At 73.3% G+C, this 22,201-nt stretch carries 23 protein-coding genes; 9 read left to right on the top strand and 14 right to left on the bottom strand.

Translation table 11 applies throughout. The annotated features are described in order from the left end of the window. Positions 1-175 precede the first annotated feature (175 nt). The 6 genes from AB0I29_RS07320 to AB0I29_RS07295 form a co-directional block, all read right to left on the bottom strand. Positions 176-2,683 (bottom strand): alpha-N-acetylglucosaminidase TIM-barrel domain-containing protein, encoded by a 2,508-nt coding sequence (locus AB0I29_RS07320; protein WP_357479834.1) that lies wholly within the window; start codon positions 2,681-2,683, stop codon positions 176-178. Next, positions 2,617-4,032 carry a Gfo/Idh/MocA family oxidoreductase gene (locus AB0I29_RS07315; RefSeq protein ID WP_357479831.1) on the bottom strand — a complete coding sequence of 472 codons (1,416 nt, stop codon included), beginning with the start codon at positions 4,030-4,032 and terminating at the stop codon, positions 2,617-2,619. Before AB0I29_RS07315 ends, AB0I29_RS07320 begins: the two co-directional genes overlap by 67 nt. Before the next feature lie 48 nt (positions 4,033-4,080). After that, positions 4,081-4,929, bottom strand: a complete 849-nt coding sequence (locus tag AB0I29_RS07310; protein WP_357479828.1) for a carbohydrate ABC transporter permease — start codon at positions 4,927-4,929, stop codon at positions 4,081-4,083. A 40-nt stretch (positions 4,930-4,969) separates the two neighbouring features. Continuing rightward, a complete protein-coding gene (locus AB0I29_RS07305; RefSeq protein ID WP_357479825.1) occupies positions 4,970-5,992 on the bottom strand; it encodes a sugar ABC transporter permease in 1,023 nt (340 codons plus the stop codon). Next, positions 5,989-7,407: an extracellular solute-binding protein gene (locus tag AB0I29_RS07300; RefSeq protein ID WP_357479822.1), complete on the bottom strand. Its 1,419-nt coding sequence runs from the start codon at positions 7,405-7,407 to the stop codon at positions 5,989-5,991. Before AB0I29_RS07300 ends, AB0I29_RS07305 begins: the two co-directional genes overlap by 4 nt. Before the next feature lie 109 nt (positions 7,408-7,516). Further along, positions 7,517-8,194 carry a YigZ family protein gene (locus tag AB0I29_RS07295; protein WP_357479819.1) on the bottom strand — a complete coding sequence of 226 codons (678 nt, stop codon included), beginning with the start codon at positions 8,192-8,194 and terminating at the stop codon, positions 7,517-7,519. Positions 8,195-8,274: 80 nt separating this feature from the next. On the opposite strand from AB0I29_RS07295, the gene AB0I29_RS07290 reads away from it, so the two are divergent. Then, a complete protein-coding gene (locus AB0I29_RS07290; protein ID WP_357479817.1) occupies positions 8,275-8,880 on the top strand; it encodes a tyrosine-type recombinase/integrase in 606 nt (201 codons plus the stop codon). A 75-nt stretch (positions 8,881-8,955) separates the two neighbouring features. Here the strand turns inward: AB0I29_RS07290 and AB0I29_RS07285 are convergent, their stop codons facing one another. After that, entirely contained in the window at positions 8,956-9,588 is a 633-nt protein-coding gene (locus AB0I29_RS07285; RefSeq protein ID WP_285104834.1) for a GNAT family N-acetyltransferase, read from the bottom strand. Between the two features lie 131 nt (positions 9,589-9,719). On the opposite strand from AB0I29_RS07285, the gene ectA reads away from it, so the two are divergent. The 3 genes from ectA to AB0I29_RS07270 all read left to right on the top strand — a co-directional run bounded on the left by ectA (position 9,720) and on the right by AB0I29_RS07270 (position 12,103). Beyond that, positions 9,720-10,238: a diaminobutyrate acetyltransferase gene (ectA, locus tag AB0I29_RS07280; RefSeq protein ID WP_285104833.1), complete on the top strand. Its 519-nt coding sequence runs from the start codon at positions 9,720-9,722 to the stop codon at positions 10,236-10,238. 102 nt (positions 10,239-10,340) lie between these two features. Beyond that, a complete protein-coding gene (gene ectB / locus AB0I29_RS07275) occupies positions 10,341-11,717 on the top strand; it encodes a diaminobutyrate--2-oxoglutarate transaminase (RefSeq protein ID WP_357479813.1) in 1,377 nt (458 codons plus the stop codon). Next, on the top strand, positions 11,714-12,103 hold the full coding sequence (locus AB0I29_RS07270; protein WP_357479810.1) for an ectoine synthase: 390 nt from the start codon (positions 11,714-11,716) through the stop codon (positions 12,101-12,103). The genes ectB and AB0I29_RS07270 overlap by 4 nt, the downstream gene beginning before the upstream one ends. Before the next feature lie 85 nt (positions 12,104-12,188). Here AB0I29_RS07270 and AB0I29_RS07265 read toward each other — a convergent pair whose 3' ends face one another. The 7 genes from AB0I29_RS07265 to AB0I29_RS07235 form a co-directional block, all read right to left on the bottom strand. Then, entirely contained in the window at positions 12,189-12,701 is a 513-nt protein-coding gene (locus AB0I29_RS07265) for a DNA starvation/stationary phase protection protein (protein ID WP_285104831.1), read from the bottom strand. A 51-nt stretch (positions 12,702-12,752) separates the two neighbouring features. After that, the gene (locus AB0I29_RS07260; protein WP_357479807.1) at positions 12,753-13,364 is read right to left on the bottom strand and encodes a hypothetical protein; all 612 of its coding nucleotides are present in this window, start codon (positions 13,362-13,364) and stop codon (positions 12,753-12,755) included. Further along, positions 13,361-14,800 (bottom strand): DUF58 domain-containing protein, encoded by a 1,440-nt coding sequence (locus tag AB0I29_RS07255; protein WP_357479804.1) that lies wholly within the window; start codon positions 14,798-14,800, stop codon positions 13,361-13,363. The genes AB0I29_RS07260 and AB0I29_RS07255 overlap by 4 nt, the downstream gene beginning before the upstream one ends. After that, a complete protein-coding gene (locus AB0I29_RS07250) occupies positions 14,797-15,786 on the bottom strand; it encodes a MoxR family ATPase (protein ID WP_357479801.1) in 990 nt (329 codons plus the stop codon). Before AB0I29_RS07250 ends, AB0I29_RS07255 begins: the two co-directional genes overlap by 4 nt. After that, positions 15,779-16,288 (bottom strand): hypothetical protein, encoded by a 510-nt coding sequence (locus AB0I29_RS07245; RefSeq protein WP_357479798.1) that lies wholly within the window; start codon positions 16,286-16,288, stop codon positions 15,779-15,781. Before AB0I29_RS07245 ends, AB0I29_RS07250 begins: the two co-directional genes overlap by 8 nt. Then, positions 16,285-16,989, bottom strand: coding sequence for a DUF4129 domain-containing protein (locus AB0I29_RS07240; RefSeq protein ID WP_357479795.1), 705 nt, complete (start codon positions 16,987-16,989; stop codon positions 16,285-16,287). The genes AB0I29_RS07245 and AB0I29_RS07240 overlap by 4 nt, the downstream gene beginning before the upstream one ends. A 74-nt stretch (positions 16,990-17,063) precedes the next feature. Next, positions 17,064-18,278, bottom strand: coding sequence for a DUF3866 family protein (locus AB0I29_RS07235; protein WP_357479792.1), 1,215 nt, complete (start codon positions 18,276-18,278; stop codon positions 17,064-17,066). A 208-nt stretch (positions 18,279-18,486) separates the two neighbouring features. Between AB0I29_RS07235 and AB0I29_RS07230 the strand changes: the two genes are divergently transcribed. From AB0I29_RS07230 to tatC, 5 genes are all read left to right on the top strand, one after another. Further along, positions 18,487-19,467: a WYL domain-containing protein gene (locus AB0I29_RS07230; RefSeq protein ID WP_357479789.1), complete on the top strand. Its 981-nt coding sequence runs from the start codon at positions 18,487-18,489 to the stop codon at positions 19,465-19,467. Further along, on the top strand, positions 19,460-20,500 hold the full coding sequence (locus tag AB0I29_RS07225; RefSeq protein ID WP_357479787.1) for a WYL domain-containing protein: 1,041 nt from the start codon (positions 19,460-19,462) through the stop codon (positions 20,498-20,500). The genes AB0I29_RS07230 and AB0I29_RS07225 overlap by 8 nt, the downstream gene beginning before the upstream one ends. 11 nt (positions 20,501-20,511) lie before the next feature. Then, positions 20,512-20,844, top strand: a complete 333-nt coding sequence (locus AB0I29_RS07220) for a hypothetical protein (protein WP_357479784.1) — start codon at positions 20,512-20,514, stop codon at positions 20,842-20,844. 180 nt (positions 20,845-21,024) lie between these two features. Next, positions 21,025-21,330 carry a Sec-independent protein translocase subunit TatA gene (tatA, locus tag AB0I29_RS07215; protein ID WP_357479781.1) on the top strand — a complete coding sequence of 102 codons (306 nt, stop codon included), beginning with the start codon at positions 21,025-21,027 and terminating at the stop codon, positions 21,328-21,330. Between the two features lie 3 nt (positions 21,331-21,333). Further along, positions 21,334-22,107, top strand: coding sequence for a twin-arginine translocase subunit TatC (gene tatC / locus AB0I29_RS07210; RefSeq protein WP_350224576.1), 774 nt, complete (start codon positions 21,334-21,336; stop codon positions 22,105-22,107). The last annotated feature ends 94 nt before the right edge of the window (positions 22,108-22,201 follow it).

The following is a 22,201-nucleotide window of genomic DNA, read 5'->3' as shown; positions in this document are numbered from 1 at the left end:
GGACTGACGGGCTGCACGGACTGACGCGGCTGCCGGGGCGCACGGCGGGGGCGGTGTCGGATTGCGGTGTCCGCTGCGCCGTGGGCACGGCGGCGTGGTCGGTAGCACGTCAGGTGATCGGCATTTCGAGCTGCCGATCACCTGACGTTCTACCGATCACCTGACGTGCTACCGATCACGTGCCGTCCTGCCGGTGGTTCGTCGTGGCTGATCGCCAGGTCTCCTCGATGGCGACGATCCGTGCGCGCAGTGCCGTGGGGTCGGCGTCCGGCGGTACCGGACCGGCCGTGGCGGCGTCGGCGAGCCAGTCGGCCCAGGCCCGCCAGCGCGGCAGGTAGAGGTCGCGGACGAGGCCGTGCCAGTGCCGGCCGGAGTAGTCGTGCAGGCCGTTGTGCTGGCCGCCCCAGACGCTGACCAGGCTCCGTGCCTCGCGTTCCATCGCGTCCCGCTCTGCGGTGGTGTCGCCCCAGGCGCGGGCGGCCTCGATCCACGTCGACACCCGGGTCTCCGGACGTTCGGCGGCCAGAGCGTCCAGGGTCAGCAGGTCGGCGCGCAGGCGCCCCATGTGGTCGCGGACGCCGTCGGGGTCTCCGGCCCGCGCCGCCGCGAGGATGCCGCGCACGTGTACCCGCGTGCCCTGTGCCAGGACGTGCCCGGTGAGCTCGGCGATGTCGGCGGCCAGCACGTCGCGGGGTGTGGCCGGACCGTCCGGGTCGGCTCCCGATCCGTCGTCCGAAGGCCCGCGGGACAGCGCCTCGTGAACCGCCGTGAGGTCCTGGACCGCCCTGGCAAGGCGGGGGAGGGCGGCCGCGGTCGCGGGGTCGTTCTCGGCGTCCACGTTGGACGACGGCGTGGGCGGCTGAGGGCCGGAGATCGCCTCGCCGGCGCTGCGTTGGGCGGGGAACGGGAGCCCTGCGCTCCACGGTCGGGCGATGACGGGAGTCGGGATGGAGCGGGTACGCCCGGCACCGTAGAGCTCGGAGTAAATAGTGTGCCAAGCGCGGAGCGCTGCTTCGGCAGCTCCCTGCACCGGATCGGGGATCAGCCCTGGCGTCCCAGCTGGTTCGGACATCCCAGCCTGTTCGGACGGTCGAGCCGGTTCCGCCCGTTGGGTCGGTCGGGTCGGTTCTGCGGGCAGACCCGCCGGCCCAGCCAGGCCTGACGACCCGGCCAGCCCGTACCGGGTCAGCACGAAGCTCTCCAGCCAGACGTCGAGGTCTGCGGGGGAGCGCGGGGCGTCGTCCCAGGCGAGGTCGGTCGCGAGCTCGTAAAAGACCTCGTTGTTCTCGATCGCCTCGGGGGCGAGGCCCACGCCCCGCAGGTGGGCCACGCCGTCGGGCAGGGCGTGCACGTCCCGGACCAGCCCGGCGAGGTCGCCGAACAGGGCGGGCCGGCCGCCGAAGTTGTGCAGCGCGCACCAGACCCAGGGTCGGCCGGCGAGCGGGCCGCCGTCGGCGAGCAGGGCCGCGTGCAGCGGCACGTGCTCGCCCCAGAGGTCGAGGACGAGCGTCCGGTCGGCGGGAACGTCGTGCAGGTAGGCGGCCACACGGTCCGGCGTCCAGAACGCGCCCTTGTAGTGGAACGGCCAGCCCTGGAGCACCCAGACGGGCTCGGGCTCGGCGGCGGCGCGCGCAGCGGCGGCGAGGGCGCGGTACGTCCCGCGTCCGGCGGCCCGCAGGTACTCGACGTCGCCCGACGGCGGGACCGACTCGATGTACGGATCCACCGCGTAGAAGCCCGTCCCGGGGCCGAGCAGCTCGCGCTGCACCGCCCCGAATGTCGCGTGCAGCTCCTGGAAGCGTGGGGACTCGGGATGCAGCAGGGGGATGTGCCAGCCCTGCCACTCGATCTCGTCGACCGGCTGTCCCTGTTCCGGTCCCTGTTCCGGTCCCTGTCCTGATTCCTGCCCCGGCCCGTGCCCCGCACCCTGCCCCGGCCCGGCGAGGGCCCGCGGCACGTGCCCGCCGAACCCGGGCAGCACCGGCGTCATGCCCAGCTCGCGCATGCGTGCCAGGATCCGCCGGGCGAGATCCACGCGGCGCTCCGCCCAGCGGGCAGGCAGCGGACCCCCGAACGAGTGCATGCCGCCCATGAACGTCCACGGGAAGTGCGCGGCACCGCCGATCCACTCGGCGGCCTCGGCGTCCGGCAGGCCGGCCCGGCGGAAGGTCTCGGCGAGCACGGCCTCGTGCGCCACCAGCATGAGCGGGTGCGTGACGCCGTGCAGCGCCATCCAGTCGATCTCCCGTTCCCAGCGGTCCCAGCCCCAGAACGGGGTCGAGTACCCGAAGGTCACCACGTTCAGGTAGTACCGCACGGCGTGCGGGGACGAGACGGAGGTGCGCGGGGCGTCGGGAAGGCGCCTCTCGCTCACCCGCGAGCGCGACCACGTGAGCCGCGTGCCCAGGTGCGTGCGTGCGTACCGGCCCAGGGCGACCGACGCCGCCACGGGGTCGGTCGCCCGGAGTGTCAGGCGTCCGCCGTCGGCCCGGAAGTCGGCCGCGCACGCCGGGCGGCCCGGACCGTCCTCGAGAAGTGGCTCCACCGTGATCCGCGCGGGTTCGAGCCCCGCGCGTCCGGCGACGCCGCGGACGGCGTCGGCCCACGGCGGACCCGTCATGCCGGCGCTCCCGGACGTGAGGAACCCGCCGGCCCCGCCGACCCCAACGCCGTCCTCGCCCATGCCGGAAAGTCCACCACGCCCCCACCCGTGCGCGACTCCTCGGCCGCGAACGCCATGAGGTGGCTGTCCAGCGCGGTGGCGAACGACAACTCGCCCGTTCCGACGGAGCCGTCGGCCACGGCGCGGCAGAACGCGTCCATCAGCCCGTCGTCGCCGCCCGCGTGCCCGCGGTGGTCCGCGGCCGCTGTCTCGGCACGGGCGACCAGCGTCCAGGCCGGGTGCCCGAGGGGTCCGGCGCCGCCCGAGGACACCACCTCGACCCCTGTCCCCGGAGCGAGCAGGGTCTCCGGCAGCCTGCCCGACGGCGAGAACAGGTCGACCCGGATCTCGCCCGACCCCATGTGCCCGTGGAGCTGCCCGCGCGTGCCGGTGATCGCGAGGTGGCGGGTGTTCTCGGCGGTGAACGCGCTGGCCGTGAGCGTCGCGGTGAGGCCGGAGGCGAACCGCAGGAGCGTCTGCTGGTGGTCGGCCACGTCGTTGTCGCAGCGGTAGACGCAGCGCCCGTACGGGCCGCGCCGCAGGGCAGCGATCCGGCCGGCGGGGGAGAGGTCGTCGCCCAGCATCGCGACCGGGTGGCTGGTGACGTCGCGCAGGGCGTCCACGTAGTACCGCGGCGCGTGGAACGGGCAGCTCGCCGCCGCGGGGCAGCCGTCGGTGCAGCGCCCGGGCGCGCCGGCGGGCGCGTTCTCCGGCCGGAAGTGCAGCAGCGAGCCCTGGCTGGAGACCGCCTGGGGTGCGGCGCCCGCGAGCCAGCGGATCAGGTCGAGGTCGTGGCACGTCTTCGCCAGCACCATCGGGCTCGACTCGGCGGCGTTGCGCCAGTTCCCGCGCACGAACGAGTGCGCGAAGTGCCAGAACCCGATGTTCTCCCGGACCTCGATCGTCGCGAGGTCGCCCAGCGTGCCGGACGCCACGACGGCGCGGACCGCGCGCCAGAAAGGTGCGAATCGCAGCACGTGCCCGACGGCGACCCGGGCGCCCGTCCGGCGTACCACGCGGGCCAGGTCGGTGAGCCCGGTGCGCGTCGGGGCGGCCGGCTTCTCCAGCAGCATCGGCAGACCGGCCTCCGCCACCGCGGCGGCAGCCTCGACGTGGAGGGCATCCGGCAGGGCGATCAGCACGGCGTCGGGGCGCAGGTGGTCGAGGTCGGCGACGAGGCCGCGCCAGTCGGGGTAGCGGGCCGCCGTCGTGCCCGCCAGGGCGTCCAGCCGGGCGGGCGCCGGGTCGGCGACGCCCACGATCCGGGCGCGGTCCGGGTGCGCCCGCACCCAGCGGCCGTAGGCGTCCGCACCTCGGCCGCCTGCGCCCAGCACGGCCAGGCGCAGGGGGACGCCCGGACGGAGGGGCACAGCCGAACGCGGCGGGACTGTCATCGCTCTGTCCTCATCGGGATCTCCTCATCGTTCTGCTCCCTGGACCAGCCCCGACACGATGTACCGCTGGGCGAGGAAGAACACGATCACCACGGGCACCGTCACCGCGATGGACCCGGCCAGCAGCACCGTGACCGGCACCTGGAAGTCGCCGAGCTGCGCGATGCCGAGCGGGGCCGTCCAGAGGTCACGGTGCTGCACCAGGAACAGCAGGGCGTAGAAGTACTCGTTCCAGGCGATCATGAACACGTAGATGGCGGTGGCCACCACACCCGGGACGGCGATCGGCAGCACGACCCGGACCAGGAGCTGGCTCAGGGTGCAGCCGTCCATGATCGCGGCCTCCTCGACGCTGGCCGGCAGCGCCAGGAAGAAGTTGCGCATCATGTACAGGGCCACGGGCACGGTGGCCGCCACGTACACGATCAGGAGGCCGACCAGGGAGCTCGTCAGCCCCAGCCGGGACAGGATCACGAACTTGGGCACCGCGAGCACGATCCCCGGGAAGAGGTAGACCGCCAGGATGATGCCGTTCGTGACGGCCCGGCCCCGGTACCGCAGGCGGGCGGCGGCGTAGGCGCCGAGCACGCAGACGACGATGCTCAGCACGACCGTCCCCAGGGCGACGCCCAGGGAGTTGAGCACGAACCGGCCGAGCCCGAAACCGCCGTCGGCCTCGTCCCGCATGGCCGTGGCGAACGCGGACAGGTCCAGGGCCGTCGGCAGCCCCAGCGGGTCGCGGGTCACCTCCGCGTACGGGCGCATCGAGAGCACGACGCCGTACGCGACCGGGCCCAGCGACCACAGCAGCGCGATCGCGACGACGACGGCGCGGCCGGCGCGTGCCGCGGGGGTGGGGCTGACGCCGCTCATGACGCTCCTCTCGTCCGGTGCCTCTGACGTGTCCGGTGCCTCATGACTCGTCCGTCCGGCGGGACAGCGCCACGTACCCCACCAGGAGCACGCCCAGGATCAGGCTCATGAGCAGCCCGAACGCGGCCGCGCTGCCGATGTCGGCCTTGGTCACCAGCTCGGTGTAGACCTGGATGGCCATGACCTGGGTGCTCCCGGCGCCCTCGGTGAGCAGGTAGACGTCGTCGAAGCTCTGGAACGACCAGATGAACCGCAGCAGCAGGAGCAGCAGGGCCACGGCCCGCAGCTGCGGCAGCAGGATGAACCGCAGGTTCTGGCGGCGGTTCGCGCCGTCGAGCGCCGCGGCCTCCTCGATCTCCCCGGGCACCGACTGCAGCCGTGCGGTGAGGAACAGGAACGCGAGCGGCGCCGACTTCCAGATGTCGAACAGCACCACCACCAGCAGCGCGACCGGCACGGGGATGCCCCAGACGTCCGCGGTGGTGGTGCTGAGGAAGCCCACCGGCGTGTCCCAGCCCAGGTAGGCCCGCCCGAACGCGTTCACGACGCCGTACTGCGGGTTCAGCATCGTCCTCCAGATGGTCGCCGCGGCCACCACGGGCAGCACGTACGGGACCAGCAGCAGGGCGCGGACGAGCCCGCGGCCGGCGAAGGGCCGCCGCAGCGCGAGCGCGAGCACCAGGCCCACGGCCAGCGACCCGGCCGCCGTCAGGCCCGCGTACAGCACGGTGGTCCACAGGGCGCCCCAGAACGCCTGCGACGCCGCCGCGCGCCGGAAGTTCTCCAGCGACCACTCGATCGGCTCGGTGCCGAGGTACGGGATGTCGACCAGCCGGATCTCGGAGAAGCCGAACACGACCACCAGCGTGAACGGCAGCAGCACCACGAGCCCGACCACCGCCAGGGACGGGGAGACGAGCAGCCAGCCCGAGCGGTTCTCGCGCCGGGCGCGCCCTGTCGAGGTCGGGCGCGGTGCAGCGGGGAACGGCCCCGCGCCGGACCGCTCGGCGCCGGACGGGCGGGCGATCCTCGCGCGGGCCGACGGCGGGCGCCCGGGCGTCACTGGTCCTGCTGCAGTGCCGTGACGTCGGTGGCCATCTGCCCGGTCACGTCGGCGGGGTCCGTGCCGCGGTACAGCGGGTCGAGCTGCTGCGCGAGCGTGCCCTGGGTGGCCACGAGGCCGGCGAGCGTCGCGTCCGGCGTGCCCTGGCCCCAGCGCGCGACGGCGGACATGCCCTCGCCCATGGCGGTGACCAGGTCGTCGCCGTACACCTCGGCGACCGAGGACTCGACCTTGGGCCCGAAGCCCAGGCCGCCCCAGGCGTCCAGGTACTCGGTCGGGTTCTCGGGCGTCCCGGTCCGCAGGGGGAGGCGGCCCTCCGTCGCGACGGCCAGGGTGTCGGCGTAGCCCTCGCCCAGCACGAACTCGACGTACTGCCGGGCCTCGTCGGCGTTCGCGTGGGCCGGGACGGCGTAGGCGAGGGTGGCGCCGAACTGGGCGGGCGTGGCGGCGTCGTCGTCGGCGGAGGACGCCGAGGCACCCGGCGGATCCAGGACCGTGATGAAGCCCGAGTTCTTCGCGAGGAACTCGGGGTCGTCGGTGCACTGCTCGCACGACGGCGGCACGGCCTCGTCGAGGTTCGCGAGCTCGTCCAGGATGTGGGTCGAGAACAGCAGCATGGCGGCGTCGCCCGCGAGGTACGCGGCGCGGGCGGACTCGACGTCGTAGTCGCCCGCGACCGACGAGTCGCGCAGCTCCTTGAACAGCCCGGCGGCCTCGGTGCACTCGGGCGAGTCGATGGTCACGTCGCCGTCGGACACGAGCCGGCAGCCCGCGGACTGGAAGATCGACTCGATCCCCTCCGTGCCCGACGCCGTGCCGGACTGCGTGCCCAGGGCGATGCCGGTGACGTCCAGCTCCTCCTTGACCGTGGTCGCGGCCTGCGCCAGCTCGGCGACCGTGGTGGGTACCTCGACGCCCGCCGCCTCCAGCAGGTCGGTGCGGTAGGCGATGAGGTGCACCCAGCCGTCGCTGGGGACGGCGGCGATCGTGCTCTCGCCGGTGTCGGCGTCCTGCACGGTGACCGCGCCGAGCGCGTTCTCGTTGAACGTGGCGGGGTCCAGGGTGTCGAGGGTCTCCTGGACGACGTCGGTGTCCAGGAGACCCTGGGACTGCCAGGAGGTGACCTGCGAGGCGCCGGCGAGGATCACGTCGGGTACCTCGCCCGAGGCCGCGCCGGTCACCAGGGCCTGGTCCTGGTCGGCCGCGGCGAGCGGGACGACGTCGACCTCGATCCCGGTCTCCTGCGTGAAGCGTTCGGCGACCGCCTCCTGGGCGGCGACCCGTTCGGGCGTGGACTGCGGCGTCCAGAAGGTGATGGACCCGGCCTGCTCCTCGGCGGGCGCGCCGCACGCGGCGAGCAGGGCGGCGGCGGTCAGTGCGACGACGGCGACGGACGGGCGGATGCGACGGTGCATGGTCGGTCCCTCCACGGTGCGGGCCTTGCTTGCGCGGGTCTTGCCTGGCGAGCCTTGCTTGCGGGCACGTGCTGGGTGCCCCAGACAATTCACCCCGTCGTGGGACCAGTCAAGGACGACGCGCCGGGGATGCCGGGACGGGCACGTCGACGACGCGGGCGTCACCGACGACGGGGGAGAGGGTGCCCGCCGAGGCGGCGGCGACGTCGGCGACCAGGGTCTCGACCTGGTCCTGGGGCACGAGGAGCCGCAGCCGGGCGACGGCGTCGTAGGCCGGCTGCTCCATGACCGAACCGTGCGTGGAGGCCCAGTCGCGCAGCATGTTGTCGATCCGGCCGGCGTCGGCGTGGGGGACCGGGACCTCGGCCTCCAGGAGCAGCCCGCGGCGCAGCAGGGTGCCGGTCGCGGCGGCCTCGTCCAGGGCGGCGGCGACCGCGCCCGAGTAGGCGCGCACCAGCCCGCCCGCCCCCAGCTTCACGCCGCCGAAGTACCGTGTGACGACGGCGACCAGGTCCGTGAGGCCGCGGTGCCGCAGGACCTCCAGCATCGGGACGCCGGCGGTGCCGCTCGGCTCCCCGTCGTCGGAGGAGCGGGCCTGGTCGGCATGCGTCCCGAGGACCATGGCGACGCAGTGGTGCCGCGCGTCCCAGAGCTCCTTGCGGAGGCGCGCGATGACGGCGTCGGCCTCCGCGACGCTGCGGGCGGGCGCGAGGTGGGCCAGGAACCGGGACTTCTTGATGACCAGCTCGTGGTCGACGGGGCGGGCGATCGTGCCGGGGAGGTCCACCGGAAGAGCCTATGAGACTCCTGTGCGCTCTCTTCGCGCGTCCCCTTGATTAATAGTGTGCCAAGCGTAGATTGACACCCATGACCAGTGACGACGTCGTCTCACCGCCAGCACGGAACGGGGAGCCGGGCCGGTACCCGCGGCCGCCGGTGACCCTCGAGGAGGCCGAGTGGGTGTGGCGTGAGCTGTCCACGGAGGCGATGCGGCCGGGAGCCAAGCCGGAGGCGGCGCGCCTGGCGGTGATCACGGGGCTGGTGCGGGCAACCGGCTCCCGGTACGGCGACCTGCTGCGCGTGCGGGTCGAGGACATCGACCTGGGGCCGGCGCGCGCCAAGGCGACCGAGGGCAGCGTGCTGGTGCGGCACGGCAAGCACCGCACGCCGCGGCGGCACCTGCTGCCGGCCGACCTCGTGGTGCTGCTCAAGCACTGGATGGTGGTGCGGGAGGAGCTCGCCGCGGAGCTGGAGGGCTCGGTGCCGCGGGCGCTGCTGCTCACGGTGCACCACACGCACGACAACGGGACCACCGTCGCGTCCGGACTGCCGATCACGCGGCAGGGCCTGGTGCTGTCGTGGCGGAGGTTCGTGCACCGGACCAACGCCCGGTACGGCGCGCTGCGCCCGCCGCTGCCGACCCGCTTCGAGCAGGTCCGCCGCGCCTGGACGGACGCCGCCCAGGAAGGCTGAACCCCTCGTTGAGTGCTGGGTATTCGCCCTTCTGGCACGCGAAAAAGGGCGAATACCCAGCACTCAACGAAGGATTCAGGAGGTGGCGATGCCTACGAGCGGGGACCGCGGGGTCGAGGACGGGAGCTCCGTGAAGCCGTACCGGTCGTAGAACTTGGCGGCCGCGGTGTTCTCCGACGCGTAGCCGAGGTGCACGCCCGGCACGCCCCGTTCCGCGAGCGCCGCGCGGAGCGTGTCGATGAGCCGGGAGCCCAGGCCGCGGCGCTGCAGCACGGGCAGCAGGTCGATGTGCAGGTGGGCCGGGTGTGTCGTCAGCTCGCCGTGGCGCAGGCCGCGGACCATGCGCTCGGGGTCCGCTCCGTCGCGCAGGAGCTGGGCCTCGGTGTAGCCGGGGTTGTGCCCGGTGGCCGGGCCGGGTGCGGGGTGGCGCTCGACGAAGCCCGGTGTCCACTCGCGCGCCCACCATGCGGCGAAGGCCTGGGTGTCGGCGACGGCGACGATGTACCCGGCGGCGCGGCCCTCGTGCTCGACGACCCAGGCGAGGTCGGGGGAGTGGTCCACGTAGGGCAGCGCGTAGACGTCGGGCATGATCAGGTCGGACGAGTAGATGCCGCGCGCGTCGGTCCCGGCCGCGGCGGTGCGGACGCAGATGTCGGCGACGTCGGCTCGGTCGGCGACGCGGTACTGACGGATGAATGGCTCGCTCACCGCGTCAGACTAGCGCGCCGGAGCGCACTGGCGGCGTTACCTCGAGTTTGCCGCGGGATCATGCCGGTCACGGGATCGTCACGGGTTCGCAATGTGCAATTATCAGCCAAGTTCGTTACGGTCGATTTGTCATGCAGAACCTCGAAGAGGAACTCAAGCACATCCATCCGACCGAGACCACGGTGGCGCTGAGGGAGCCCACCGTCGATGACGGAGCAGCGATGTGGCGCCTGGCGCGCGACAGCAAGACGCTGGACCTCAACTCGTCCTACGCGTACCTCCTCTGGGCACGTGACTTCGCCCGGACGTCGGTCGTCGTGACCGTGGACGGCGAACCCGCGGGGTTCGTCACGGGGTACGTCCGGCCCGACGAGCCGACCACGCTGATGGTCTGGCAGGTGGCCGTGGACCACGCCTACCGCGGACAGCGGCTGGCGTCCCGGATGCTCGCGCACCTCGCGGGGCAGCATCCCGGGTGCACCCACGTCGAGACCACCATCACCTCGGACAACACGGCGTCGATCGCCCTGTTCATGTCCTTCGCGTCGGCCCAGGGTGCGCCCGTCGACGTGCGGACCGTCTTCCCCACGGAGGCGTTCCCGGACGGCCATGACGCGGAGCTCGTGTTCCGCATCGGCCCCCTCTCCTGACCTTGGTCCCGGTCAGCCTCCCCGGCACGACCTGAAGCAGCACCACACCACCGATCAACCCCAGCCGAGTCCGGCCAGCAGGGCCGGACCGCAGAAGGAGCCATGCGCCCGAACACCGCCATGCCCACCGGCCCGTCGACCAGCAGCACCGGCAGCACCAGCAGCACCGGCCCCACGAGCATCTTCGACGACCTCGAGTCCCAGGTGCGCAGCTACTGCCGCAGCTGGCCCACGACCTTCACCACGGCGTCCGGCAGCACGATCCAGGCCGAGGACGGGCGAAGTTATCTCGACTTCTTCGCCGGAGCGGGTGCCCTCAACTACGGGCACAACCACCCGGTGCTGCTGGAGGCGTTGATCGACTACCTGCGCAGCGGCGGGATCGTGCACGCGCTCGACATGCACACGGTGCCCAAACGGGAGTTCCTGACGACGTTCCGGGACCGGATCCTGGCGCCCCGCGACCTCGACTACAAGGTCATGTTCCCCGGCCCGACCGGGACCAACTCGGTGGAGAGCGCCCTCAAGCTGGCCCGCAAGGTGACGGGCCGGCAGCACATCCTGTCGTTCACCAACGCGTTCCACGGCATGACGCTGGGCGCGCTGTCGGTGACCGGCAACTCGATGAAGCGCAACGGCGCGGGCCTGCCGCTGACCAACAGCTCGAAGATCCCGTACGACGACTACTTCTCGGGCGCCACGGAGGACTTCCTCTGGCTCGAACGGGTGCTGAGCGACAGCGGGTCCGGGGTCGACAAGCCCGGGGCGATCATCGTGGAGTCCGTGCAGGGCGAGGGCGGTCTCAGCGCCGCGCGGCCGGAGTGGCTGCGGGCCCTGTCCGAGCTGTGCCGTGCCCACGGGATCCTGCTCATCCTGGACGACGTGCAGGCCGGCTGCGGCCGCACGGGCGAGTTCTTCAGCTTCGAGGAGTCGGGCATCGTGCCCGACATCGTGTGCCTGTCGAAGTCGATCTCCGGTTTCGGGCTGTCGATGGCGCTCACCCTGATCCGCCCCGAGCTGGACCAGTGGGAGCCCGGCGAGCACAACGGCACCTTCCGCGGGCAGAACACCTCGTTCGTCACGGCCACCGCGGCACTGAACCAGTTCTGGGCGAACGACACCTTCGCCGAGGGGGTCAGGGGGCGCGCCGCCGAGCTGCGCGACGGCCTGACCCAGATCGCGAACGGGTACGACGGCGCCGTCGTCAAGGGCCGGGGATTCCTGACCGGCATCAAGTTCCCCGACCCGTCGGCGGCGTCGAAGATCGCCGCGGCGTCCTACGAGCGCGGCCTGCTGGTCGAGACGTCCGGGCCCGAGGACGAGGTGCTCAAGACGATGCCCGCGCTGACCATCGGCCCGGACGAGCTGCGGTCCGGGGTGGACGTCATCGCGGCGGCGACGGCCGAGGTGCTGGGCGCGCCGGCCGTGCACGACAGCGCTGTCCGTCGGACCGACCCCCGAGGAGAGGAAGACAAGTGATCGTGACGCGACTGGCCGACCTGGAGGGCACCGACCGCGACGTGCGGTCCGAGACCTGGCGGAGCCGCCGCCTGGTGCTCGCCAAGGAGGGCGTGGGCTTCTCGTTCCACGAGACCACCATGTACGCCGGCACGGAGACCGAGATGTGGTACGCCAACCACGTCGAGGCGGTGTACTGCGTGGGCGGCACCGGTGAGCTGGAGAACCGGGAGACCGGCGAGCGCCACCAGATCTCGGACGGCACGATGTACCTGCTGGACGGCAACGAGAAGCACACGATGCGGCCGACGACGGACCTGCGGCTGATCTGCACGTTCAACCCGCCCGTCACGGGGCGGGAGGTGCATGACGCCGACGGCGTGTACCCGCTGGTGACCCAGGAGTAGGTCCCTGCCGGACGCGCACCGCCGTCGAACGTGTCAGACGCCCAGGTCACCGGAGTGACCTGGGCGTCTGACACGTGTGCGGGGGTCAGGACTCCGTGAGGGCGCCCGACGTCGACTCCAGGTGGGCGCGGACGAACCAGTGGAACTGCTCGAGCTCGTGCAGGTGCCCGATGAGCAGGTCGTTGGTGACGTCGTCGAGCTTCTCGGTGGCGTCGGCGGCGTTGCGGTGCGCGGTGATGACGCCGGCGTAGACGTCGTCGAGCGCCGCGAGGTGCTGGATGGCGGGCGCGCGGCCCAGGGCGTAGTCGTCCCAGGTGCGGGACGCGACGAGCGCCCCGGGGGTGCCCACGGGCACGACGCCGAGGGTGGCGATGCGTTCGGCGATCTGGTCGACCATGGCGCGGACGGCGTCGACCTGCGGGTCGAGCATCTCGTGGACGCCGATGAAGTGCGGCCCTACCACGTTCCAGTGCACGTGCTTGAGGGTCAGGTGCAGGTCGTTCAGCGCGTGCAGCCGCTGCTGGAGGATCTCGGCGACCTCCGCCCCCTGCTCGGGTGTGAGGGACGGGACGGTGTAGCGGGGCAGCTTCGGGGACATCGGGGGTCCTCCTGTTCCGGCCGGCGGTGGGACGCGTCCATCGTCACGCGGTCAGCGGTGAGTCGCCAGCGCGACGAACGCGATGCCGGCCACGCCGAGGGCGGCGAGCAGGACGGCGCCCGGCAGGGTCGCCCCGGAGGCGAGCATCGCGAGCGCCGCGAGGAGTGCGGTGCCGCCCAGGACGACGAGGTCGCGTCGCCAGTCGGTGAGCAGTGCGGCGATCTCGGCGCGGCCGCGGAGCGGGACGTGGGCGGCCCACCAGGTGAGGCGGGCGACGAGGTAGCCCAGGAGCGTGACGAGGAGGGACCAGGGGTCGAACGCCCGGCCGTCGTCCGGGCCCGGGGACAGGCCCCAGAAGAGGACGGCGGCCAGGACGAGCGCGCCGGCTGCCGTCGCGGGTGTGGGGCGTGCCGTCAGGAGGATCGTGAAGAGGGTGGCCAGGGTCCAGACGATCCCGGTCGACAGGTCGGGGGTGCGGGAGGTGGCGGTGAGGAACAGCGCGGGGACGAGCAGGAGGAGGGCGAGGCGGAGGGTCCAGCCACGCAGGGTGGGGCCGGTCTCGACGGTGATCTCGGGCAGGGGGCGCGCGGTGGGGTCGTTGGTCAGGCGCTGGCGGGTCCGCTGCAGGAGGTGGGACCAGTCGGCGGGTCGGGTGGGGTTCATGGGGTGCCCGTCCGTCCGGGGACGTGTCGTTCGGCGGCGCGGGCGAGGGTCTCGAACCTGATGGCGGCCTGGTCGCGTGCGGAGCCGGCCCAGCGGATGACGGGTACGCCCTCCCCGGTGAGGGCGGCGAGCCGGTCGTCGCGTTCCAGGCGGGCGATGCGCCAGGCGATGCGGAGGTGGCTCTCGGTGACGGGGTGGACGTCGGGCAGGGTGTCGATGACGACGACGGGGTGGCCCTTGGTGCGCCAGGTGCGCACGAGGTGCAGGGGTTCGTCGTCGAGCACGGTGGTGAAGAGGTAGACGATGGCGTCGGCGGGGACCTGGGGTGGGCGGACCCGGTGGACGGACGCGCGGTCCTTGGGGTGGGCGAGGGCGAGGCCGTGCACGATGCGGCGCAGGTGGCGGCGCCCGGAGGCGGGCGGCAGGGGGCGGCGTCGGCGGGCGAGGTCTTCCAGGCCGACGCGGTCGCCGCCCTCGACGAGGGCGCGGGCCACGGAGGCGGCGGCGTGCCGGGCGAGGTCGAGGGAGGTGGGTTCGTCGACGCGGAGGGTGCCGTAGCCGCGCCAGGTGTGCAGGTCGGGTCCGACGTCGTCGCGGGAGTCGACGACGAGCACCGCGGTGGCCTCCGCGGTGGCATAGGTGCGCCGGACGTAGAGGGTGTCGAGGTCGGGGGAGCGGCGGGCGGTGGTGCGCCAGTCGATGCGGCGCCGGCGGTCGCCCGGGGTGAAGGGGTGGATGTCGCGCAGCTCGGCGCCGTCGCCCAGGCGGCGCGAGGAGTGGGGGCCGGTGAGGCCGCGCAGGCGCTGCGGGAGGGGCAGCCTGCCGAGCGGTGCGGCGGCGGGCAGCACGAGGCGGCGCGTGCCGCCGACCTGGACGGGTTCCTGCTCCCAGGTGGCGTGGAGCGAGCCGCGCAGGTCGACGGCGAAGGTGTCCTGCGGGCCGGTGCGGACGGACGACAGGCGCAGCGGGACGTCGCGGGCCGGTGTCGCACGCGCCGCGAGCGTCACCTCGGTGGTGCGGTGGCCGGCCGCCGCGATGCGCAGGTGGACGACGTCGGCGGCGCCGGGGGCGACGTGGAGCGTGGCGGTGAGCTCGCCGGCGGCGGCCGAGCCCTCGGGTTCCCGGAGGGTGCCGCGCGGCTCAGCGGCGGCTCCGGCTTCAGCTTCGGCTCCGGCTTCAGCGACGGAGCCGGAGCCGGGACCGGGACCGGCGACGGTGCCGGGGCGCCCGGACCGTGCCCAGGCCGCGGCGAGCAGTCCGGGCACGCCGATCAGGGCGAGGTCGGCCCGCCCGGCGAGCACGCCCAGGGCGAGCAGGATGACGCCGGCGACGACGGCGGCGGTGTACGCGGACGTGAGCTGCCAGCCCGGGGCGCCGTCGGGCCGCTCGCCCCGGGAGGAGCGGTCGTCGGGGACGATGACGCCGCCGGCCGTCATCGTGACCGGACCGTGGTGGGGGTCGGCACGGCCCGCAGGAGGTCGGCGACGACGGTCTCGGGGCGGGTCGCGGAGGCCCAGGCGGTCGGGGTGAGCGTGATGCGGTGCGCGAGCACGGGCACCGCGACGCGCTTGACGTCCTCGGGCAGCACGTAGTCGCGCCCGTCCAGGACCGCGATGGCGCGGGCCAGCAGCACGAGGTTCTGCGAACCGCGGGGTGAGGCCCCGACCTCCAGGGCGGTGTGCCCGCGGGTCGACGCGGCCAGGTCGACGCAGTAGCGCACGACGTCGGGGTCCACGGGCACGGCCTCCGTGCCGGCCTGCATGGCGAGCACCGTCGCGGGCTCGACGACCTTGCGCACGTGCGCGGCCTCCTGCCGGCGGGCGAGCCGGCGGGTCAGCACCTCGGCCTCCTGGCCGGCGTCGGGGTAGCCGACGGCGAGCCGCACCATGAACCGGTCGAGCTGCGCCTCGGGCAGGGGGTAGGTGCCCTCGTACTCGACGGGGTTGGAGGTGGCCAGCACGTGGAACGGGCTGGGCAGGGGACGGCTGGTGCCCTCGATGGAGACCTGCCGCTCGGCCATCGCCTCCAGCAGCGCGGACTGGGTCTTGGGGGCGGTGCGGTTGATCTCGTCGGCGAGGAACAGGCCGGTGAACACCGGTCCGGGCCGGAACTCGAACGTGCGGGTGGCCGGGTCGAACACCGACGAGCCGGTGATGTCGGCCGGCAGCAGGTCCGGGGTGCACTGCAGACGGGCGAAGTCGAGGCCCAGCGCGGCGGCCAGCGACCGGGCCGCGAGGGTCTTGCCGAGCCCGGGCACGTCCTCGAACAGCACGTGCCCGCCCGCGAGGATGGTCGCCAGGGCGATCTGGAGCGCGTCCCGCATACCGACGACGGCGGTGCCGACCTCGGCGAGGACCTGCTCCCCGAGCGCGGCGACGTCGGCGACGGCAAGGGGTTCGGTGGGTTCGTTCAGGTCAGGCACGGTTCTCCTCGGTGGTGGGCGCGGAAGGGGCGGGCCCCAGGCGTTCGATCGCGTCGAGCCAGGACTGCAGGGTCCGGGCCGTCGGCGCCTCGCGGGACGTGAGCTGCCGCACCACACGTGCGCCGAGCAGCCGTTCGACGTCGGGCAGCGCGTCCGGGTCGGTGGGGTCCACGCCGTGGGCGCGGACCCGGTCGGCCGCGAGCGCCCGGACGCGGCGGACGACGCGTTCGGTGACCCGCCCGTCGCGGGTGAAGGTGGACCAGCTCAGATCGGAGACGTCGTGCCGTCCGCCGGCGCGGGCCTCGGTGACGACGTGGGGCCACTCGGGGTCGGCGACGGCGTTATCGGTCCTGGCCCAGAGGGCGGCCAGGGCGACGGTGACGGCGGTGGCCGCCGCGGCGTGCCAGGGGTCGATGACCTGCCAGAAGGCGAGTCCGCCGGCGGCGATCCCGGCGGTGACCGTGATCGCGATGAGTCGCTGCCAGTTCCAGTGCTGGTTCATCGGGGTCCGGGCTCCTCTCCGGGCTCGGTGTCGGGCCGGCCGACGTCGGGCCGGTCGACGTCGAGCGTGCGCGCGATGTCCGCGAGCGCCGCGCGGGCCTGGGTGACGGCGGTGGTGTCGACGGGTCGGTCGGTGAAGCGGGCGCGCTGGTAGAGGGTGCGCAGCCGGGTGACGGCGTCGGGTGGGGCGGGGGTGGCGGCCAGGACGGTGCTGGTGAACTCGGTGGGGGTCTGGGCGGGGTCGCGGCGGGTGCCTGCGCGGTCTGCCGCTTCTTCGAGGGCTACCCAGGCGGCGACGACGGCGTCGCGGGGGCGGGTGTGTCCTTCGAGGTGGGCGAGGGCCCGGGTGACGGCGTCCTGCAGCTCGGGGAGGTCGATGTCGTCGCCGAGGGTGGTGGTGCCGGTGCCGGCGGCGAGGGTGTCGGGGTCGGTGTCGGTGGGTTCCCGGCGGATGGCGAGGAGCTTGCGGGCGGCGAGGGTGAGCAGGACGGCGATCAGCAGGCCGAGGAGGGTGACGAGGACCAGGACGACCCAGCAGTTGTCGGCCGGTTCGGTCTGTTGGCCGGGGGGTGCTTCGGGGGTGCCGGAGGCGACGGGCTGGGACGGCGGTGCCTGGGAGATCTGGACGGTGGGCAGCCGGGGTGGGCTGGTGGTCCAGGGGGTGGCGGTGGCCGCGCCGAGCACTGCGACGACGACGAGCAAGCAGATCAGGGCGAGGCGTGCTCGGGGTGCTGTGCGTGGTGTCGGCTGTGGCATCCCGTGCTGGTTCCCGTGGGTCATCCGGTGGTGAGCTGGTGGGCGTGGACGCCCGCGACGGCGGCCGCGACGAAGGAGGCGGGGTCGGCGTCGAGGCCGCGGCCCATGGTGCGCAGCCCGGCCGGGGAGGTGCGCAGGGTGTCGAGGAGGGTGGTGTCGGCGGGGACGTCGACGAGGGTGTGTGGTGTGGTGTCGGCCAGGGTGCGGGCCTGGTCGTGGACGCGGCTGGTCAGGGGTGCGCCCCAGGCGGGCAGGTTCTCGACGTCGGCGGTGGGGACGGGTACGGGGAGGTCGGCGGGGGCGAGGGCGACGCGTCCGTAGGCGGTCAGGGAGTGGTGGGAGACGCCGAGGTGGCGGTCGCGGGGGTCGGCGCCGGAGACACGCAGGGAGGCGACGGGGCGGCCGCCGAGGGTGGCGGTGGCGTTGACGGCGTCGCCGGCGGCGACGCCGGAGTAGCCCCAGCGGGTGCCGGTGCCGAGGTTGCCGGGTCCCTGGGTGACGACGGCGACGTCGCACCCGGCGACGTGCCGGGCTGCCAGGAGCCCGGTGTGCACGGTGACGGCCTCGAGGTCGCCGCCGTAGGCCTGGCCGACGGTGACGCAGGTGGTCAGCCAGTCGGTCTCCCGCAGGGCGGCGACGGTGCGGGAGAACGCGGCGGGCAGGGCGCCGCCGTCGGTCATGACGTAGGCGACCTTGAGGTCGCCGGGTGCGCGTCCGGCCGCGGTGGCGGCGTGGCGCAGCCCGGCGACGACGGCGGGCAGGGCGGAGTGCAGGTCGGCGACGACGACGGGCATGCCGTCGAGGCTGTCGGCGTCGGCCAGGGTGGTGTGGTGGGGCGACTCCTGCTCGTCGACGCCGAGCACCATGGTCTGCAGGGGCGTGTACCGGGCCTTGACGAGGTGGCCGGGCCCGACGGCGGGGTCGGCCGGGAGCGTGGTGCCGGGGACGGCCGGGCCGACGACGAGGGCGTACCCGCCGGTGCCGAGCCCGCGGGCGAGCGCGGACACGTTGAGCAGCAGCGCGTCGCCGGGGGCGGGCTCGCCGACGAGGTCGGTGTAGGCCAGGGCGCGGACCGTCAGCGGTCCGGTCGTGCCGTCATACCCGCCGGACGCACCGCCGACCGGTCCGTCGGCCGCCATACCAGGCAGGGGCCGGTCGAGCGTCACCTGGAGCTCGAGGGCTCCTCGCCACGACTTGCCTGTGGAAATCACGGTCCCGATCCGCCACGTCATCACACGGTGGAGGTTACCGCCCGATACCGTTGTCCTGATGTCCAGCGACCTGCCCCCCACCTCATCTCCCACGGTGCCACCCGGTGCGTCATCCGGCACGCCGTCGGCCCAGCCGCCGAACCAACCGCCGAACCAGCCGACCGGCCCCGCGCTGAACCCGGCCGAGCGGCTCCTGAATCTCGTCATCGCGCTCGTGAACACGAATGCGGCCATGACCAAGCAGCAGGTGCGCACCGCCGTGGCCGGCTACTCGGACGCGCCCAGCGACGAGGCGTTCGAGCGGATGTTCGAGCGGGACAAGGACATGCTGCGGGCCCTGGGCATCCCCGTGGTCACCGTCGGCACCGGCGGGCACACCGACGAGCTCGGGTACCGGATCGACCAGGACGCCTACGCGCTGCCGTCGATCGACCTGACGCCCGCCGAGCTCGGCGTGCTGTCCCTGGCCGCGCAGTTCTGGCAGGACAAGACGCTGCAGACCGACATCACGCGCGCCATGGTCAAGCTGCGCGCCGCCGGGGCGGGGGACCCGTCGGCCGACGCCCTGGCGGGGCTCGCGCCGTCCGTGCGCGCCGTCGGCGACGCCTACGGCCCCCTGATGGAGGCGATCGAGGCCCGGCGCGTCGTGACGTTCAGCTACCGCGCCGCCTACAACGGGGCCGTGCTGACCCGGCACGTCGAGCCGTGGCGCATCGCCGCGCGCGACGGCGGCTGGTACCTCATGTGCTTCGACCGCGACCGGCAGGCCCCCCGCGTGTTCCGCATGTCGCGCATCGAGTCCCGGGTGCGGGTGATCGGCCCCGCGAACGCCTACGAGGTGCCCGAGTTCGACACCGACGCCATGCTGGGCGGCGGGCCGCACGGCGAGATGCGGCAGGCCGTGGTCGCCGTCCGCCCCGAGCGTGCCAGCGCGCTGCGTGCCCGCGCCAAGGCCGTGCCCGACGGAGAGCGCACCGCCTACGACGCCCACCTGGCCCGTACCACCCGGTCCGGTGCCGGTGAACACGCCGGCTGGGACATCCTGCAGGTGCCCTACCGGTCGCTGACGGGCATGGCGTCCGAGGCCGCCGGGTACGGTGCCGCGCTGGTCGTCCTGGAACCCGAGTCCGTGCGGGAGGAGACCGTGCGGCGGCTCACCGCCGCCGCGGCGCTGGGCACACGGAACGTCCGTGCGGAGGTGTCTCGTGGCTGAGCGCGCCGACGACAGGCTCCTGCGCCTGCTGGGCATCGTCGCCTACCTCGACGGCGCCGGGCCCGTGTCCGTGGCCGACCTGGCCGGCCGCTTCAGCACCACACCCGCGCAGATCCAGAAGGACGTCGACGCCCTGTGGGTCTCCGGCACCCCCGGGTACTGGCCCGACGACCTCATCGACTTCGACGCCGCCTCCATCGACCGCGGCGTCGTGCACCTGACCGAGGCGCGCGGCATGACCCGGCCCCTGCGGCTCGGCACCCGAGAGGCCGTCGCGCTGGTCGCGGCCCTGCGGGCCATGAAGGCGACCGACGCCGTCCAGGCCGACCCCGCCCGGTCCGCCGTCGTCGAGTCCGCGCTGCGCAAGCTCACCGACGCCACCGGCGAGGCCGCGAGCGCCGTCGACGTGCGGCTCGCGCCGGGCGGTGACAAGCAGGTCGTCGCGGCGATCTCGTCGGCGCTGACGAACCGGCACCGGCTGCGGATCCGGTACGTGACGTCCTCGGACGTGGTCAGCGAGCGGGAGGTGGACCCGGTGCGGCTGCACACGCAGGACGAGTTCGCCTACCTCGCGGCCTGGTGCTACCGGGCGCAGGCGCCGCGCACGTTCCGCGTGGACCGCATCCTGGAGGCCACGGAGACGGACGTTCCGGTGCAGGCGCATCCCGGGCAGGAGCCGGAGATAGATTTCGGTGCGCTGTTCGCGGGCGGCTCCTCGCCGCTGGCGACGATCCGGTTCGCGCCGCGGGCGCGCTGGTTCGCGGAGGAGGTGCCGGTCGAGTCGGTGCGCAACCTGCCCGACGGCGACTTCGAGGTCACGCTGCGGGTCACGAACCCGGGGTGGCTGCGCAGCACGCTGATCCGGCTCGCGCCGCTGGTGCGGTCGGTCTCGCCCGAGATCCTGGCCGACGACGTCGCGGGTGCGGCCACGGCCGCGCTGGCCCTGTACGGGGACGGTGACGGAGCGGGTCACGGTGCGGGTCACGGTGCCGGTGGCGTGCGCGACGCAGCCACATCGGCCGATCAGCACTAGGCTGGGCGACCATGTGGTTCTGGGTATGGACCCTCTTGATCGTGGGCACCCTCGTCGGGGCGTTCTTCCTGGCCCGTTCGCTGTGGCGTTCGGCCAGGGGGCTCCTGGAGGAGCTGGGCCGGGCCTCGGCCCGGTTCGGCGAGTCGGCCGACCGGCTGCAGGAGGCGTCCGACCGGGCGCGCGAGGCGGCGGGCACGCAGCACGCCGGACCGAGCCTGTTCGACGACGTGACGATCCACTACGAGCGCGTGCACGCGCAGCGGGTGGCCCGTGCGGGGCGCAGGGACGCGCGCCGGGCACGGAACGTCGCGACGTGGCAGAAGTGGAAGCACTTCAACGAGTAGGAGCCCGTTCTTCCGGGGTGTTCCTCGGTGTTCCGGGCGGTTCCGCCCAAGTGCTCGGGCCGGTTTCGGGGGCTTCGCTACCCGCCGTCCACCGGGGGGCTACCAATTCGCCCCCCAGATCCGCGTAGGATCGGGCATATCCGCACCGCGTATCAGCACCGCACCGTAAGGAGAGTCACCATGGGCGCCATGCAGCCGTGGCACTGGATCGTCCTGCTCGTCGTCGTCCTGCTGCTCTTCGGGTCCACCCGTCTGCCGGGTCTGGCCAAGAGCGTGGGCCAGTCGATGAAGATCTTCAAGAAGGAGATCAAGGACATGCGCGAGGACCGGTCCGACGCTGACGGCAGTGCTGCCGACAACGCGCCGGGCGCCTCGACCACCACGACCACCGGATCGACCACCGGAACGACCACCGGAACGGGTACCGGTTCGGGCTCGACCCCCGGCTTGATCGACCACAAGGACCGCGACATCCCCAAGGCCTGATCCGTGGCACGAACGAGACGGGCGTCCGACGGCCGGATGCCACTGCTCGAGCACCTGCTCGAGCTGCGCAAGAGGTTTGTCCTGATCGCCGTCGGCCTGGCGGTCGGCGCCATCGCCGGCTGGTTGCTCTACGACCCGCTGCTGGTCCTGCTCCAGCGTCCGCTCGTCGTGGCGGAGGAGATGCGGGGCAACGAGATGACCCTGAACTTCGCCGGGCCGATGGCGGCACTGGACCTGAAGATCAAGTCGTCCCTGTTCCTCGCCGTGTTCCTCACCTGCCCCTGGTGGCTCTACCAGGTGTGGGCGTTCATCACGCCGGGCCTGAACAAGAACGAGAAGAAGTACGCGTACGGGTTCGTCGGTGCGGCGTTCCCGCTGTTCCTCGGCGGGGCGTACATGGCCTGGCTCGTGTTCCCGCACGCGATCCAGATCCTGTCCGGGTTCCTGCCCGACGACGCGACCGCGTTCACCAACGCCCAGGAGTACCTGTCGCTGGTGATGCGGCTCCTGATCGCGTTCGGTCTCGCGTTCCTGTCGCCGGTGCTGCTCGTCGGCCTCAACTTCGCCGGCCTGCTGTCGGGCAAGGCGCTGCTGGGCGGCTGGCGGTGGGCCATCCTGGTCGCGTTCACGTTCGCGGCGATCATCACGCCGACGCCGGACGCGCTCACGATGATCCTCGTGGCGCTGCCGATCTGCGTGCTCTACTTCGCCGCCGTCGGCGTGTCGTTCCTGCACGACCGGCGCGTCGAGAAGCGGTTCGCCGACGCCGAGGTCTGACGGAACGGGAGCCCTGTGCGGCACCGGGGCGTGACACACGGGTGTCACGCCCCGGTGTCATACCGGTGTGTCACACAGTGACCGTAGGCTGTGC

It is taken from the genome of Promicromonospora sp. NPDC050262 (assembly GCF_040655935.1).
Classification (GTDB): Bacteria; Actinomycetota; Actinomycetes; order Actinomycetales; family Cellulomonadaceae; genus Promicromonospora.
Note: the sequence above shows the minus strand (reverse complement) of the source record. Positions and strands in the feature narration are given on the sequence as shown.

Excerpts from the sequence above, each read along its gene's own strand:
- AB0I29_RS07230 (WP_357479789.1), top strand. The coding sequence starts at position 18,487 with ATGACCAAGCAGCAGGTGCGCACCGCCGTGGCCGGCTACTCGGACGCG.
- AB0I29_RS07265 (WP_285104831.1), bottom strand. The coding sequence starts at position 12,701 with ATGTCCCCGAAGCTGCCCCGCTACACCGTCCCGTCCCTCACACCCGAG.
- AB0I29_RS07220 (WP_357479784.1), top strand. The coding sequence starts at position 20,512 with ATGTGGTTCTGGGTATGGACCCTCTTGATCGTGGGCACCCTCGTCGGG.
- AB0I29_RS07255 (WP_357479804.1), bottom strand. The coding sequence starts at position 14,800 with ATGACGGCCGGCGGCGTCATCGTCCCCGACGACCGCTCCTCCCGGGGC.
- tatA (WP_357479781.1), top strand. The coding sequence starts at position 21,025 with ATGGGCGCCATGCAGCCGTGGCACTGGATCGTCCTGCTCGTCGTCGTC.
- ectB (WP_357479813.1), top strand. The coding sequence starts at position 10,341 with ATGCGCCCGAACACCGCCATGCCCACCGGCCCGTCGACCAGCAGCACC.
- AB0I29_RS07320 (WP_357479834.1), bottom strand. The coding sequence starts at position 2,683 with ATGGGCGAGGACGGCGTTGGGGTCGGCGGGGCCGGCGGGTTCCTCACG.
- AB0I29_RS07310 (WP_357479828.1), bottom strand. The coding sequence starts at position 4,929 with ATGAGCGGCGTCAGCCCCACCCCCGCGGCACGCGCCGGCCGCGCCGTC.
- AB0I29_RS07260 (WP_357479807.1), bottom strand. The coding sequence starts at position 13,364 with ATGAACCCCACCCGACCCGCCGACTGGTCCCACCTCCTGCAGCGGACC.
- AB0I29_RS07290 (WP_357479817.1), top strand. The coding sequence starts at position 8,275 with ATGACCAGTGACGACGTCGTCTCACCGCCAGCACGGAACGGGGAGCCG.
- AB0I29_RS07300 (WP_357479822.1), bottom strand. The coding sequence starts at position 7,407 with ATGCACCGTCGCATCCGCCCGTCCGTCGCCGTCGTCGCACTGACCGCC.
- AB0I29_RS07245 (WP_357479798.1), bottom strand. The coding sequence starts at position 16,288 with ATGAACCAGCACTGGAACTGGCAGCGACTCATCGCGATCACGGTCACC.
- ectA (WP_285104833.1), top strand. The coding sequence starts at position 9,720 with ATGCAGAACCTCGAAGAGGAACTCAAGCACATCCATCCGACCGAGACC.